Genomic DNA, 14529 nt, shown 5'->3' with positions numbered 1-14529 from the left:
CGCCGTGGTTCAACTCCGCTGGGGCGGGGTGTGGTGTTCGTGGATCACCCACAATTGTGGGTGATCCACGAACACCACACAGCGGCTGAGGCCGGGGTGCGTCCTCTCCATGTGGCGCTACGCGGGTCCCCGACCGGCGTAGGCCTTCGCCACCCACTCCCGCGCGACGAAGAACTCTGCGGTGACGACGAGAACCCCGAGCCGACTGCCCTGGCTTCGAGCCCGGAACGCCGTCGATCGCCTCACTATCGCGCAGTGAGTCACCAGCCCACCCGGGATGCCTGCCGCCAGCCCCATGAGCACCACACTCCACACGTCGAAGGCGATCCCTATGCCGATCATCGCGAACGACAGCACGTAGTTCCCGATCCAACCGATCTGGTTCACCCGGTCGAGAAAGACAGCACCTCGAGCAACGTCACGATCCATCGAGTCTCACCCCACCGTTCTGACCGTCCACGCAGGCGACATCCTCGCCGCCAACCACTGGAACAGACACGCCTCCTTCAACGAACCCGACGCCCTGATCGGACAACGGAGCCACCACGCGATCCAGAAATCGGGCCCCGGGATCGACGAGCAGCACCCGGACCACCTCGCCGTCGTCGGCCGTTTGGTCAGTTCCTCCATCAGGCAGCCAGGACCCCCTGCTGTTCTTGGTGGTTTCCTCCAACCGGTTGTCGACTTCCGCCAACGCACCCTGCTCTACCTGATTCGTGGCGCCGACGCACCGGCATCCCGTCTCCGACCAGAGTGGACATGTGCCACCCGGCACCTCACGCCCTTCCCGAGGAGACCCCGTGGCCCGCGCAGTGCGCTCCGACCTGCCCGCAGACGTCCCCACCGACGTGCCCAACGTGCCGACCACGCCGGACCCGTCGGCCGCGCCCCCGGACCCTGCGACCTCCCGCTGGAGCATCAGTGCGGCCGACGCGGCCCGCATCGCGACCTTCGCCGCGCTCACCGCGGTCCTCGGCATGCCGGGGAGCCTGGCCCTGTTCGGCAACGCCGTCCCGATCACGCTCCAGACCCTGGGCGTCATGCTCGCCGGTGCACTCCTGGGCGCGTGGCGCGGCGCGCTCGCGATGCTCACGTTCCTGGCCCTGGTCGCCGCAGGCCTCCCGCTCCTGTCGGGCGGCCGCGGCGGCCCGGGGGTCTTCGTGGGCCCGTCGGCCGGCTACCTGATCGGGTTCGTGGTCGGTGCAGCGGTCGTCGGACTGATCGTCGAGCGCTTCCGCACCCTGACGTTCTGGCGCGTCCTGGCCGCGTGCGTCGTCGGCGGCATGCTCGTCATGTACGCCCTGGGCATCCCGCTCCAGGCGCTCGTCACGGGCTTCTCGCTCCAGACGGTCGCGACCGGCTCGCTCGTGTACCTCCCGGGCGACCTCCTCAAGGCCGTGATCGCGGCCTCGGTCACGGTGGGTGTGGTCCGCGCCTACCCCGCCGCGTCCCCCCTGCGCCGCACCGAACACGCGACCGAGCGCCAGCCCGCCCCGAGCCCCGCGGCCTGATCGCCCTACGATCCCCTCATGCCCGTCGCCCACGCCGTCATCGCGCACGCCCGCAGCTCCGCAGGGGGTCGCTGCGCGCTGCGCTCACCGGAACGCTCTCGCACCTACCGAGCGCTCGCCGCGGACGTCGAGGCGGGAGCGGAGTTCTTGCGGGCGACCGGGACGGTCGTGGGCGACGTCGTCGCGATCTCCCTGCCCGACCCGGTCGATCTCCTCACGGCCCTCCTCGCGGTCGACCTCGCGGGCGCCACGCCTCTCGTCTGCGACCACACGTGGTCGCGCGCCCAGCGCGCCGAGGTCCTGCGGACGATCGCCCCGGCGGGCTTCGTCGAGGTACCGCTCCCGCGGGGCAGCGCGGCGGACGCGCTCGCCCCGCTCAGCGGCCCGGTCGTGGGCAGCGCGCCCGACGACGTCTCTCCCGTCGAGCCGTCGGCGTCGGATCTCGCGTGGTCCGGGTTCTCGTCGGGCAGCACGGGTCGCCCCCGCGCGGTCGTGCGCACGCGCGGTTCCTGGACGGGGTCGTTCCCTGCGGCCGCACGACTCACGGGCACCCGGTCCGAGGACACCGTGCTGGTGCCCGGCCCGCTCGCGTCGTCGCTGTACTGCTTCGCGGCCGTGCACGCGCTCGCGACGGGGGCGTGCGTCCAGCTCGCCAAAGGCGATGCCGCGATCACGACGGCCCTGGCGACCTCCGACGTCGTGCACCTCGTGCCCTCGGCGCTCGAACCGATCCTCGACGCGGTCGAGGCGGGCGCCCCGAGCCGCCTGCGGACCGCCGTGGTCGGCGGCGCCTCGCTGCCGGACGACGTGCGCGAGCGCGCGGCGCGCGCCGGGGTGGGCGTCGTGACCTACTACGGGGCCGTCGAGCTGTCGTTCGTCGCGATCGACACCGACGGCACGGGCCTGCGCCCCTTCCCAGGCGTCGAGGTCGAGGTGCGCGAGCTGCCGGGAGCGACGCTCGGCGAGGTCTGGGTGCGGTCGCCGTGGGTCGCGCAGGGGTACCTCGCCCGCGCGACGGGACCGTTCCGCCGCGACGGCGAGTGGTGCACCGTGGGCGACCTCGCAGAGGTCCCCACCCCGAGGAGCGAGGGCGGCGTCCCGCTCGTCCTGCGCGGCCGGGGCGACGGCGCGATCCTCACGGGCGGCGCGACCGTGGTTCCCGAGGACGTCGAGGTCGTGCTGCGCGCGATCCCCGGCGTCGAGGACGTCGTGGTCGTGGGGACCCCGCACCGCCGCCTCGGCGCGGTCGTGACGGCCGTGGTGCAGTGCGCGGACCGGCCGGGGCTGCGCGCGCACCTCGAACGCGTGGCCCGGGCCTCGCTGTCCTCGGCCCAGCGCCCGCGCCACTGGTACGGCGTGCGCGAGCTGCCGCGGACGCCGTCGGGCAAGGCCGCGCGCGGCGCGATCAGCGAGGCGCTGCTGTCCGGGGAGCCCGCGTACGAGGCGCTGCGGTGAGCGCGTCGCCCGGCTCCCCCGTGGTCGTCGCCGCGCGGCGGACCTGGATCGGCACGGCGGGCCACGGGCACGCGGACCTCTCGGCGACCGACCTCGCCGCGCCGGTCCTGGGCGCGACGCTCGCCGACCTCCCGGCGGGCCACGGCCTGGGCGTCGAGGACGTCGTGCTCGGGAACTGCACGGGACCCGGCGGGAACCTCGCACGGGTCGCGGTGCTCGCGGCCTCGCTGCGCGACCCGGACGGGCCGTTGACCGAGCACGTCCCCGGGGTCACGGTCGACCGGCAGTGCGGCAGCGGGCTGGCCGCGATCCTGCTCGCGGCCCAGGGTGTCCGCGCCGGGGACGCCGACCTGGTGCTGGCCGGCGGCGTCGAGAGCGCCTCGACCGCCCCGCAGCGCGCCCACCGCCCGCCGCGCGGATCGAAGACCCTGCCCGTCCTCTACGACCGCGCCTCCTTCACGCCGCCCGAGCTCGGCGACCCCGACATGGGCACCGCCGCGGACGCCCTGGCCCGCGAGCGGGGCATCGACCGCGAGCGCCAGGACGCCTACGCCGCCCGCTCGCACGCGCTCGCCCTCGCGGCCCACGCGGCGGGCCGCTTCGCCGACGAGACGGTCCCGGTCGGGCCGCTCGCCCGCGACGAGCGCGCTCGCCGGCTCGACCCGGCGCTGCTCGCACGCCTCCCGGCCGCGTTCACCCCGGGCGGGACCGTGACCGCGGGCAACGCGAGCCCGATCAGCGACGGGGCCGCCGCCGTCGTGATCGTCCCGGAGCGCGTGCGCGCCCGGCTCGGGGTGCCCGGCCTGCGGCTCGTGGGCGGATTGACGCGCGGCTGCGACCCGCGCCTGCCGGGCTGGGGGCCGGTCCCGGCGGTGCGCGAGCTCATCGCCCGGACGGGCCAGACCCTCGACGACCTCGCCGCGATCGAACTCGTCGAGGCCTTCGCGGCGCAGGTCCTGACGTTCACCGACGCGCTCGGTCTGCCCGACGACGACGCCCGCCTGTGCGCGGACGGCGGCGCCCTGGCGCTGGGTCACCCGTGGGGGGCGAGCGGAGCCGTGTCGGTCGTGCGGCTGTTCAGCAGGCTCGTGCGCGCGGGGGCCCCGGCGGGCTCGCTCGGTCTCGCGGCCGCAGCCGTGGGCGGCGGCCTGGGTGTGGCCGGGATGTTCGAGGTGGTCCGATGAGAGGGGCACGCATGCACAGGTCGACCGTCGAGAACCCGGCCCGGGATCCGGCGACCGCGACACCCGAGGTGGGCTGCGTCGTCGGGCTCGAGGACGTGCACGTGCGCCTGGGCGAGCGCGACGTCCTGCGCGGGGTCACCACGGAGCTGCGCGAGCGGCGCATCGGGATCGTCGGCGCGAACGGCTCGGGAAAGAGCACCCTCGCGCGGCTGCTCAACGGGCTCGTGCTGCCCACGCGCGGCACCGTGCGGGTCGACGGCCTCGACACACGACGCTCGGGGGCCCAGGTCAGGCGACGCGTCGGCTTCGTGTTCTCCGACCCCGACGCGCAGATCATCATGCCGACCGTCGCCGAGGACGTCGCCTACTCGCTCCAACGCAGCGACCACGACCGCGCCGGCCGCGACCGGCTCGTCGCGGACTGGCTCGCGCGCCACGGCCTCGACGGCCACGCCGACCACCCCGCGCACCTGCTCTCGGGCGGCCAGAAGCAGCTCCTCGCGCTCACGTCGGTCCTCGTGACCTCGCCGCGCCTCGTCGTCGCCGACGAGCCCACGACCCTGCTCGACCTGCGCAACACGCGACGCGTCGCGGCGCTGCTGGCCGAGATCCCGCAGCAGGTCGTGCTCGTCTCGCACGACCTCGACCTCATGACGGGCTACGACCGCGTGCTCGTGATCGACGAGGGCCGGGTCGTGGCCGACGACGAGCCCGCACCCGCCGTCGCGTACTACCGCCGTCTCCTGGACGAGCGGCCGTGACCCCTGTGAGCGCGGCCCGGCCGAGCACGGCGGCGGGCACTTCGGCGGGCACGGCGACGGGCACGGCCGGTGCCTACGTCGTCGGGCGCTCGCCGCTGCACCGCGCCCCCGCCGGGCCCAAGCTCGCCGCGCTCATGGCGTGCTCGCTGGCCCTGCTGCTCGTGCGTGACGCCGTGGGCGTGGGCCTCGCCGCTCTCGCGGTCGCAGGGCTCTACGCGGTCGCGGGCCTCGGGTGGCGGGCCGCGTGGGGCCAGGTGCGACCCCTGCGCCTGTTCCTGCCCGTGGTGTTCGCGCTCCAGTGGTGGCTCATGGACCTCACGTCCGCCGCGGTCCTCAGCACGCGCCTCCTGGTGCTCGTGGCGCTCGCGGGCCTCGTGACCTGCACGACGCGGGCCTCCGACCTGCTCGCGGCCATCGAGCGCGGGCTCTCCCCGCTCGAGCGCGTCGGTGTGGACGTCGGGCGCATCGCGCTCGTGCTTGCCCTCGCGCTGCGCAGCGTGCCCGTGATCGCAGACCTGGCGGGACGGGTCCGTGACGCGCAACGGGCCCGCGGTCACGAGCGCGACGTGCGGGCCTTCGCCGTCCCGCTCGTCGTGGGCGCGATGCGGCAGGCCGACGCGCTCGGCGAGGCCCTGCGGGCGCGCGGCTTCGACGACTGAGCCCGGGTCAGCGGGCCGGGTCAGCGGCCCGGGTCGCCGGAGGTGGCCGTCCGGGCGAAGCGTTCGGCGAGCTCCCCGAACGCGGCTCGGAGCTCCGGTGGCTCGACGACGTGCACGTCCGCCCCGAAGCGTCCGAGCAGTGCGGCCAGGGCCGTCCACGACCACGACCCGACCTCGACGCCGCAACGCTCGGCCCCCAGGTCCTCGACGACTCCGTCGTCGACGAACGGCGCGACGGCCCGTGCCGGGAGGTCGACGACGACCTTCCCGCGGCACGGCCAGTCGTTCGAGGGTCCTCCCTTGAACCGGGCCGCGACGAACTGCTGGACGTCCTCGCCCGGCACGGTGCGCGGCGTGAACCGCGGGCCGGTGTGCGCGCGGGGGACCATGCGGTCGACGCGGAAGATCCGCCACTCCGCGGCACCCAGGTCCCATGCGACCAGGTACCAGCGGCCGCGGGCAGCCACGAGATGGTGCGGTTCGGCCTGCCGCGGCGGCCGAGGGTGCTCCTGGGGTGTCCGCGTGCTCCCGAGATAGTCGAAGCGGACGACCTCGCGGGTGCGGATCGCGGTCGACAGCAAGGCCAGGTCGTCGGTCGCCACCTCGCGCACCGAGGCGTCGTCGGCGAGCGTCGTGAACTGCACCGCGTCGACCCGGGTGCGCAACCGGGTCGGCATGACGCGGCGGATCGTGGAGAGCGCCCGTCCCGCGGCGTCCTCGACGCCGGCCGCCGCGAGGGGCACCGCCTGCAGGGCCACGGCGATGGCCGTGACCTGGTCGTCGTCGAGCAGCAACGGCGGCAGCTCGGCGCCGGCGTCCAGGCGGTACCCGCCCACGGACCCGCGACCGGCACGGATCTCGTAGCCCATGTCGCGCAGGCGGTCCACGTCCCGGCGCACGGTCCGGAGGCTGACGCCCAGGCGCTCGGCGAGCACCGGGCCGGGCCAGTCCCGGCGCGCCTGGAGCAGCGACAGCAGTGCGAGCAGTCGTGGGGCCGTACCGGCGGGCTGGCTCATGTCCTCCATGCTACGAACCATGAGGACAGAACCTGACCTCATGGCTCGGCACAGTGGTCCTCGACGGGGCGCCCGCCCCGGCACGGACCGACCGAGGAGCCGACATGACCGTCGCCACCACCACGCACCTGAACTTCCGCGGGACCGCCCGCGACGCGCTGACCTTCTACCAGGAGGTCTTCGGCGGGCACCTCGCCGCCGTGACCTATGCCGACGCGCACGCCGTGACCGAGCCCACCGAGGCCGACCAGGTCATGTGGGGCCAGGTCGCCTCCGACGCCGGCTTCCGGGTCATGGCCTACGACGTGCCTTCGCACACGAGCCACGACCCGGGGGTCAACCCGGTCTTCGTGTCCGTCCGCGGCACGGACACCGACGAGCTCCGCCGCTACTGGGGCGGGCTCTGCGACGGTGCCACGGTCCTCGTCCCCCTCGCCCAGGCCCCGTGGTCGCCCCTCTACGGCATGCTCACGGACCGCTTCGGCGTCACCTGGGTGCTCGACGTCGAGGTCCCTTGGAACGGCTGACCCCTGCCCCTCGCGTTGCCCCCGTCGCCCGGGGCCCGCCCCGTCCCGCTGTTCAGGCCCTCCGCTGCTCGAGCCACTCGATCGCGACGACGCCCTGCCGTCGCTGGAACGCGCGCAGGGTCGGCATGTTCAGCGGGGCGGGGTGACGTGCCGCGTCGAAGAAGTACCCGGCGAGGCCCGCGAGGAACGCGTCGACGTCCTCCCGCGTGGCCCCCCGGAACAGCGGGTGGGTCGCCGTGATCCGGTCGACGTCGACCGTGCTGCCGTTGACCCGCGCGTCGAGCAGCAGGGTCACGCCGTCGATCCAGCGCGCGCCCGTCCCGGCCCACGGCCAGTCGACGACCCACACGCGCGCGGACGTGTCGACCAGCAGGTTGTCGAACCGGAGGTCGAGGTGGACGAGCCGGTCGCCGTGCGCAGCGCGGGCCGCCCCGGCCGCGAGCGCCTCGAGCTCGTCGAGGTGGCTGGCGGCCCAGGCCGGGAGCGCCGACAGGTCACCGTCGGAGCGCAGCCGCATCCAGCCGCCGAACGACGGGGCGAGCTCGGCCGTCGCGTCGGGGAACGGCGAGGAGCCCGAGGGGTCCCGGACCACGGGCTGCTCGAGGAGCGCACCGAGGAGCGCGATGAGCTCGCGGCGCTCGGGCGGTAGGCCGGGGTGGCGGCCGTCGACGTCCTCGATCACGAGTGCGACCCACTCGTCGGACTCGTGCGCGCCCAGGAGCCGGGGGGCGGGCGCGGCGCCCGGCAGGCGGCGCAGCACGTCGAGCTCGCGGCGGTGGATGTCGTACGCGTCGGCGTTGCGCGAGCGGCTCACGGCCTTGACGAAGGCCCGGTCGCCCGCAGCGGTGCGCACGCGGTCGGCGCTTCCCGGGGAGTACCCGTGCGCCTGGCTCTCGGCCAGGACCACCTCGCCGCCCAGGATCTCCTCGACGTCCGCGCGCACCTGCGGTGCGAGCTCCTGCCAGGTCGTGCGCCGCGTCGAGACAGTGCGTCGTGTCGAGTCCATCCGGGTGACAGTAGTCGGCGCGCGGGGCGGGACCGCTGAGCGCGCGCCCGCGAGTCCTGTCGTGTTCTCGCAGGTCACCGCATCTCACCCGCACCCGACCTGCAGCCGGCCCTAGGTCGCCGCCGGGGTCGGCTGCTCCTCGATCTCGACCCTCGTGAGCTCGGGCGTGAACGCGTACACGTCCTCGCCGTCCGCGGAGATCCACCACTTGCCGCACATCACGGTGCTCGCCCTCTCCTGCCCGTCGGGCCACCACGTGGCCAGCAGCGTGGCCTCGGTCCGGTAGTCCTCGGCCGTGAACCCTTCGTGCTCGGGTTGCGGGGTGAGGGGGTTCTCGGCCGAGACGGTCGTGCAGTCGGCCGGCAGGCCGTCGAGGCTCCCCCGGTACGTGAGCAGGCGCTCCGTGCCCGTGGTGCGGAAGATCCCCTGGACGGTCGCGGCGTCGTCGGGCACCCAGGCCGGGACGACCTCGTCGGCCTTGCCCTCCTTGCCGGTGTCGAACGCGTAGGTCTTGGTGTGGCCGTCGTTGCGCTCCGAGAGGCTCTCGGAGAGGCCCCCGCACGCGCTGAGCGCGAGGGCTGCGAGGCCTCCGAGGGCGACGACGGCGAGGGTGCGGGAACGGCGGGCGAGGGACGGGGACGTGGTGTTCGTGGTCATGGCATCGACGCTACGGAGGCTCCCTGGGCCGACGCGTCGGGTCCTGGTCGGGTCCTGCGCGCGCCCGCCTGCGCCGCTCGCGGGACCTCGCGACCGACGGCCTCCACCTCTCGTCGCAGGCTCACGGTCGGCGCCCCAGGGTCATCCCTTAGGCACCGGGATGCCGGATTCGTCGCGTACGCCCCATCGGTCATCCGGCGGCCCTCGTCCCGTCGGCCGCCGTTCACCGGCTCGACACCGGCCGGGCCTAGGTTCCGAGCGTCTGCCCTGCACCCTGCAGGGCCATCGGAACGAGGAGCACGGAATGCGCGTGGTTCACCAGTCCCGCCTGCCGTACCCGAAGGCGGTCGGCGTCGTGGCCGCCGGCCTCGCGGTCGCGGTCGCCGCCGGGACGTTCGGGGGCGTCGGCACGGCCGTCGCGGCCCCCGACCCGTCCGTCCCCCCTGCCGTCACGCTCTCGCCGCTCGGCACGTACTCGACGGGCCAGCTCGACGAGTCCGCAGCGGAGATCGTCGCGTTCCACGCGGCCTCGAAGCGCCTGTTCGTCGTCAACGCGCAGTCCGGCAAGGTCGACGTGCTCGACGCCCAGGACCCCTCGGCACCGACCAGGCTGTTCGAGCTCGCGGTCGGCGGCACGGCCTCCGCGGACGGCTCGGTCGTCGCGGCGGACGCCGTCGTGAACTCGGTCGCGATCCGCCCCGACGGCCTCGCGGTGGCCGCGGTCGAGTCGAGCACCAAGACCGACGACGGATGGCTCGTCCTCTTCGACGCCGCCGCGCCCGTGACCACGCCGGGTGCCGCCCCCGCGAACGCGATCCTCGGCGCCGTGCGCGTGGGCGCGCTGCCCGACATGGTGACGTTCTCGCCCGACGGCTCGCGCATCGCGGTCGCGAACGAGGGCGAGCCCGCGGACGACTACAGCGTCGACCCCGAGGGCTCGATCTCGATCGTCGCGGCGCCCGCGAGCCTCGCGAGCGCCGCCCAGGCGGACGTCCGTACGGCGACGTTCCACGCGTTCGAGGCGGGTGGCGCCAAGCCGCTCCCGGCCGGGGTCCGCGTGTTCGGCGGTCGGGAGGCCGCGGGCACCGGCACGCCCGATCGCCCGGTGTCGGAGAACCTCGAGCCCGAGTACATCGCGTGGGACGCGACCGGCACCCTCGCCTACGCGAGCGTCCAGGAGGCGAACGCGCTCGCGGTCGTCGACGTCGCGAGCGCGACCGTGACGGACCTGCTGCCGCTCGGGACGCAGGACCACCTCGCCGCGGGCAAGGGCCTCGACGCGTCCGACAAGGACGGGAAGATCGACATCCGCGCGTGGCCGGTCAAGGGCCTCTACCAGCCCGACACGATCGCCTCCTACCAGGCGGGCGGCGCGACGTACCTCGTCACGGCCAACGAGGGCGACTCGCGCGACTGGGCCGGGTACTCCGAGGTCGCGCGCGTCAAGGACCTCGGCAAGAAGGGTGTCCCGGGTCTGTGCGCCGACGCGTTCTCGACGTTCGTCGGCGCGCCCGGCAACCCGGCGACGCTCGCCGACCTCACCGCGGACGCCCACCTGGGCCGGCTCAACGTCAGCACCGCGAGCGGGCTGCGCGCCGACGGCTCGTGCTACGACGAGCTGTACTCCTACGGGTCGCGGTCGTTCTCGATCTGGTCGACCGACGGCCGTCAGGTCTTCGACTCGGGCGACGCGTTCGAGCAGCTCGTGGCCTCGGTCAACCCCGACTTCTTCAACTCGAACCACACCGCGTCCGGGTTCGACGGGCGCAGCGACGACAAGGGCCCCGAGCCCGAGGGGCTCGCGCTGGGCGCGGTCGGCGGTCGCACCTACGCGTTCATCGGCTTCGAGCGCGTGGGCGGCATCGCGGTCTTCGACGTCACCGACCCCGCGCGCGCGACCTACGTGTCCTACGTCAACCACCGCGACTTCTCGGTGAGCGCCGAGGCGACGCCCGATCGGCTCGCCGAGGCGGGCGACCTGGGTCCCGAGGGCCTCACGTTCGTCCCCGCGAGCGACTCGCCCACGGGCACCCCGCTGCTCGCGGTCGGGAACGAGATCTCGGGCACCACGACGTTCTACGGCGTCGACGTGCCCGGTGCCGAGCCCCACGACGGCCGGATCGACCTCACGGTCACCGTCCCCGCCGCGCCCGTCGAGCCGGGCGAGTTCGTGTGGACGGTCGACGGCGGCAGCCGCGTCGTGGACCTCGGAACCGCACGGCTCGCGGGCGACCACCTCGCGGCCGCCGGGCGGCTGAGCGCCGTGACGGTCACCGACACCCGGGCGACGGCGCCCGCATGGTCCGTCTCGGCCCAGGTCGACGACTTCACGAGCGGTTCCGGCGCGGGCGCGGGCGCGCTGCCCGGCAAGCACCTCGGCTGGACCCCGGCGCTCGTGACGCCGGGCGGCGGGACGCTCGCGGGCGCCCCCGTGGCCTCGGGCCTCGTGAGCGGCAACGGCCTCGCCGACTCGGCCCTCCTGGGCTCGGCCGCGGCGGGGCACGAGCCGGGCAGCGCGGTGCTCGGGGCCGACCTCGACCTGCGCTTCCCGGTCGACGCCGCCGCGGGCACGTACACCGCGACGCTCACGCTGACCGCGATCGGCTGACCGGCCGTGGACCGTCGCACCGCGTCCTCCCGTCGTCGTCGCGGTGCGGCGGCCGTCCTCGCCGGGGTGGTCGCAGCGCTGCTGTCGACCACCCCGGCCGGGGCCCTCGAAGCGCCCGACGGCGCGGCACCGGGCAGCACACCTGTGACCTGGGGCGTGGCCCCCGCCTCGGCCCCGACGTTCGACCTCGCCCTCGACCCCGGGGCCACGATCACGGACGAGCTCGTCGTGACCAACCGCGGCGACGTGCCGCTCGACCTCGCGGTCTACGCGGCCGACGCCTTCACCTCGCCCACGGGTGCGCTCGACGTCCTGCCCGCGGGCGCGACGTCCGTGGACCTGGGCGCATGGATCACCGCGGACGCTGCGCGCGTCGAGGTGGGCCCGGGCGAACGGGCCACGGTCCCCTTCACGCTGACGGTCCCCGCCGACGCGACCCCCGGCGACCACACGGCCGCGCTCGTGACCTCGCTCGTGACGGGCGCTGGCGAGGGCGGGGTCGCGGTCGACCGACGCCTCGGCACGCGCGTCCTGGTCCGGGTCGCAGGAGACCTCGCTCCGTCGGCGACCGTCACGGCCGTGCACGCCGACTACGCCGGGTCGTGGAACCCCGCCGGCACGGGTGACGCGCACCTCACGTTCACGGTGACCAACACGGGCAACGTGCGCCTGGCGGGTCCGCTCTCGGCGTCGGTCGCGGGCGGTGTCGGCAGCGTGGTGGTCCCGCTGGGCGACCTGCCCGAGCTTCTGCCGGGCGACGCGCTCACCCTCACGGGGACGGTGAGCGGCGTCGCGCCCCTCGGGCGGCTCGGGGCGTCGGTGACCCTCGCGCCCGTCGTCGCCACGACGGCGAGCACCACCCTGCCCGACGGCGCCGCCTCCTCCCGCGTGGCCCCCGCCACGGGCGAGGGCCGGCTGTGGGCGGTGCCGTGGTCGGCTCTCGCCCTGGCGACCCTGCTGGTGGGTGCGGTGCTGGGCTGGCGGGTGCTGCGTCGTCGGGCACGCGTGCGGTTCGAGGCCGCGGTCGACGCGGCGCTCGCGGCCCGCTGAGTGCGTGGTTCGGCGGCGGCTCGCCGGGCGTGTCGCGGCCGAACCACGCACTCACCGTCCGGCGGCCTGCGCGGGCTCCGCGGCCTCCTCTGCCGCCGACGCGCGCGAGCCCTTGAGCGAGAGCAGCATCGAGACCGCGAGCCCCGCCGCGGTGACCCCGACGAGCAGGCGGTAGTCGACGGCCCCGACGACGGCCGCGGCGACCACGGTCATGACGAGCTGCGGCACGTTGAGCAGCATGTTCGTCGCGGCCGACGTGCGCCCCTGGAGCGTCGACGGGGTCTTGAGCTGGCGCTCGGTCACGAAGCCCACGATCGCCCACGTGACGCCCAGCCCGATCGCGCCCATCCCCACGATGATCGCGACGAGGTTCGTACCCAGGGCTGGCAGGATGCCGAGCGTCACGATCCCGAGCGCGAGCGCGACCAGGCGCTGCGACCCGATCCGCTTGATCATGCGCGCGGCCGTGAGGCCCGCGACGATCGCGGTGACGCCCTGGACGCTCGAGATCGGACCGAGCATCTCCGGACCCAGCCCCAGGCCGTTCTCGATGACCGCGAAGCTCACCGCGTTGAGGACGCCCACGGCCCCGAACGCGACCGCGAGCGCGACGGTCAGGACCCCGAGCGGGGCCGTGCGGATCAGGTGCCGGAAGCCCGCGGTGATCTCGGCGAGGAACGGTTCGCGCTCGTCCTGCGGCGTCGGCGGGGTCTCGATGAGCACGATCCGGGACACGACGAACGCCGCGACGGCGAACGCGACGACGGCCGAGACCACGAGCGGCAGCGGGCCGACCGCGACGTACACGCCCGCACCGATGACGGGCATGACGAGACGGAAGGTCTGGTCGATCGTCGTGAGCCGGCCGTTGGCGGACCCGAGCGCCTCGTCGGGCAGCAGGTCGCGGATCAGGCCGGACTGGGCCGCGGCCGTCGCGAACCCGATCCCTGAGTACAGCACCGTGACGACGAAGATCAGCCACACCTGGTCCGGACCGCGGACCGCAAACAGCGAGAGCAGAGAGACCGCGCCGACGAGGTAGGCGACGATCATCATGCGGCGGCGCGAGACGCGGTCGGCGACCTGGCCGAGCAGCGGCGAGACGAGCGCCGGGAGGCCCAGCGCCGCGAACACGAGGCCCGCGGTGCCGTTCGATCCCGTGAGGTCCTTGACCCACACCGCGAAGATGACCGCGAGGACCGAGTCCGCGAAGTTCGTGAAGCCCCACGCGACCGTCAGGAGACGGAAGGGGCGCGTGCGCAGCGCCTGCTTGACCAGAGCCGCGGTGTCGGTGTCCGTGGTCATGCGCCGGCCTCCTCGCCGGTCGGCAGCTCGATCGTGACCGAGCCGGGGGTGGACGTGCCCGCCCCGGGAGCGGGCGGGGCTGCGGCGGACGCCGGGACGTCGGGGTCGAACGGGTCCGCGTTGACGACGCCGAAGAGCCGGGCGGGCCGCGAGCCCTCGGGGCGCAGCTCGGGGTGCGCCCAGCGGCCCTCGAAGCGGTCGGTGATCGCCTGGAGCTCGCGCGAGAGCTCGGTGAGCTCGGCGGGCGTCGCCCAGAACGAGCTCTTGGTCATGACCGAGGCGAGCAGCCACTCGTGGGGCTGGCGAGGCGCGCCGTCGATCCAGTGCGCGATCCGCGCGGCCTCCTGGTCGACGACGATCCGTGCGAGCTCGCCCGCGGCGCGCAGCGACTCGGGCTGCTCGGGGTCGTAGCGGCTGGTGCGCCCCGTGCCCACGGGCTTCCACGGCTTCTCGCGCCCGACCCGCTCGGCGGGCTCGACGAACCCGTACTTGGCGAGCATGCGCAGGTGGAACGAGCAGCTCGCGACCGACTCCCCCGTGACCTGCGCGCAGCGCGTGGCGGTGGCCTGGCCCTCGTCGTCGAGCAGGTCGAGGATCGCGAGGCGCAGCGGGTGCGCCAGGGCGCGGATGCGCTCCGGGTCGGAAGTCGTGACGGCCTCGTCGCGCTGCGCCGGAGCCGGAGGCTGCGCGGGCTGGTGAGCGGCGTCGTCGGGCGGGGTGGTCTGCGGCATGGCAGCCACGCTACAACTCTAAAGAAGTCTTGCGCAAGACCTCTTTAGAGTGTGCAGCG

15 protein-coding genes are annotated in these 14529 nt (G+C 74.7%); 8 read left to right on the top strand and 7 right to left on the bottom strand.

The genetic code is table 11. The features are described 5' to 3' along the window. Nucleotides 1–117: 117 nt before the first annotated feature. Together JOD48_RS07635 and JOD48_RS07630 are read right to left on the bottom strand one after the other, a co-directional pair. Entirely contained in the window at nt 118–429 is a 312-nt protein-coding gene (locus JOD48_RS07635; RefSeq protein ID WP_204808373.1) for a hypothetical protein, read from the bottom strand. Further along, nucleotides 419–694: a hypothetical protein gene (locus JOD48_RS07630; RefSeq protein ID WP_204808371.1), complete on the bottom strand. Its 276-nt coding sequence runs from the start codon at nt 692–694 to the stop codon at nt 419–421. Before JOD48_RS07630 ends, JOD48_RS07635 begins: the two co-directional genes overlap by 11 nt. A 106-nt stretch (nt 695–800) precedes the next feature. Here JOD48_RS07630 and JOD48_RS07625 point away from each other — a divergent pair, with 106 nt between their 5' ends. From JOD48_RS07625 to JOD48_RS07605, 5 genes are read left to right on the top strand one after another with little or no spacing between them, the layout of a single operon-like run. Then, nucleotides 801–1511, top strand: a complete 711-nt coding sequence (locus JOD48_RS07625) for a biotin transporter BioY (RefSeq protein ID WP_307824038.1) — start codon at nt 801–803, stop codon at nt 1509–1511. Nucleotides 1512–1529: 18 nt separating this feature from the next. Beyond that, entirely contained in the window at nt 1530–2966 is a 1437-nt protein-coding gene (locus tag JOD48_RS07620) for an AMP-binding protein (protein ID WP_204808369.1), read from the top strand. Then, on the top strand, nt 2963–4150 hold the full coding sequence (locus tag JOD48_RS07615; protein WP_307824037.1) for a thiolase family protein: 1188 nt from the start codon (nt 2963–2965) through the stop codon (nt 4148–4150). The genes JOD48_RS07620 and JOD48_RS07615 overlap by 4 nt, the downstream gene beginning before the upstream one ends. A gap of 11 nt (nt 4151–4161) precedes the next feature. Continuing rightward, on the top strand, nt 4162–4911 hold the full coding sequence (locus tag JOD48_RS07610; RefSeq protein ID WP_191789213.1) for an energy-coupling factor ABC transporter ATP-binding protein: 750 nt from the start codon (nt 4162–4164) through the stop codon (nt 4909–4911). Continuing rightward, complete coding sequence (locus JOD48_RS07605) at nt 4908–5570, top strand: energy-coupling factor transporter transmembrane component T family protein (protein ID WP_204808367.1); 663 nt, start codon at nt 4908–4910, stop codon at nt 5568–5570. Before JOD48_RS07610 ends, JOD48_RS07605 begins: the two co-directional genes overlap by 4 nt. Before the next feature lie 20 nt (nt 5571–5590). Here the strand turns inward: JOD48_RS07605 and JOD48_RS07600 are convergent, their stop codons facing one another. Then, nucleotides 5591–6586: a helix-turn-helix transcriptional regulator gene (locus tag JOD48_RS07600; RefSeq protein ID WP_191789214.1), complete on the bottom strand. Its 996-nt coding sequence runs from the start codon at nt 6584–6586 to the stop codon at nt 5591–5593. A 104-nt stretch (nt 6587–6690) separates the two neighbouring features. Here JOD48_RS07600 and JOD48_RS07595 point away from each other — a divergent pair, with 104 nt between their 5' ends. Further along, complete coding sequence (locus tag JOD48_RS07595; RefSeq protein WP_204808365.1) at nt 6691–7113, top strand: VOC family protein; 423 nt, start codon at nt 6691–6693, stop codon at nt 7111–7113. A gap of 52 nt (nt 7114–7165) precedes the next feature. On the opposite strand, the gene JOD48_RS07590 is transcribed toward JOD48_RS07595, so the two are convergent. Both JOD48_RS07590 and JOD48_RS07585 read right to left on the bottom strand, forming a co-directional pair. Further along, nucleotides 7166–8119: a phosphotransferase gene (locus tag JOD48_RS07590; RefSeq protein WP_191789216.1), complete on the bottom strand. Its 954-nt coding sequence runs from the start codon at nt 8117–8119 to the stop codon at nt 7166–7168. Nucleotides 8120–8230: 111 nt separating this feature from the next. Beyond that, nucleotides 8231–8776 carry a hypothetical protein gene (locus tag JOD48_RS07585; RefSeq protein ID WP_204808363.1) on the bottom strand — a complete coding sequence of 182 codons (546 nt, stop codon included), beginning with the start codon at nt 8774–8776 and terminating at the stop codon, nt 8231–8233. 304 nt (nt 8777–9080) lie between these two features. On the opposite strand from JOD48_RS07585, the gene JOD48_RS07580 reads away from it, so the two are divergent. Together JOD48_RS07580 and JOD48_RS07575 are read left to right on the top strand one after the other, a co-directional pair. Further along, complete coding sequence (locus tag JOD48_RS07580) at nt 9081–11384, top strand: choice-of-anchor I family protein (RefSeq protein WP_239527351.1); 2304 nt, start codon at nt 9081–9083, stop codon at nt 11382–11384. A 6-nt stretch (nt 11385–11390) separates the two neighbouring features. Next, nucleotides 11391–12434, top strand: coding sequence for a WxL protein peptidoglycan domain-containing protein (locus JOD48_RS07575; RefSeq protein ID WP_204808361.1), 1044 nt, complete (start codon nt 11391–11393; stop codon nt 12432–12434). 51 nt (nt 12435–12485) lie between these two features. Here the strand turns inward: JOD48_RS07575 and JOD48_RS07570 are convergent, their stop codons facing one another. Next, nucleotides 12486–13739: an MFS transporter gene (locus tag JOD48_RS07570; RefSeq protein WP_191789220.1), complete on the bottom strand. Its 1254-nt coding sequence runs from the start codon at nt 13737–13739 to the stop codon at nt 12486–12488. Then, nucleotides 13736–14470 carry an ArsR/SmtB family transcription factor gene (locus tag JOD48_RS07565; protein ID WP_191789221.1) on the bottom strand — a complete coding sequence of 245 codons (735 nt, stop codon included), beginning with the start codon at nt 14468–14470 and terminating at the stop codon, nt 13736–13738. The genes JOD48_RS07570 and JOD48_RS07565 overlap by 4 nt, the downstream gene beginning before the upstream one ends. Nucleotides 14471–14529 lie beyond the last annotated feature (59 nt).

Source organism: Oerskovia paurometabola (assembly GCF_016907365.1).
GTDB lineage: Bacteria > Actinomycetota > Actinomycetes > Actinomycetales > Cellulomonadaceae > Oerskovia > Oerskovia paurometabola.
This window is presented reverse-complemented; position numbering and strand designations above follow the sequence as displayed.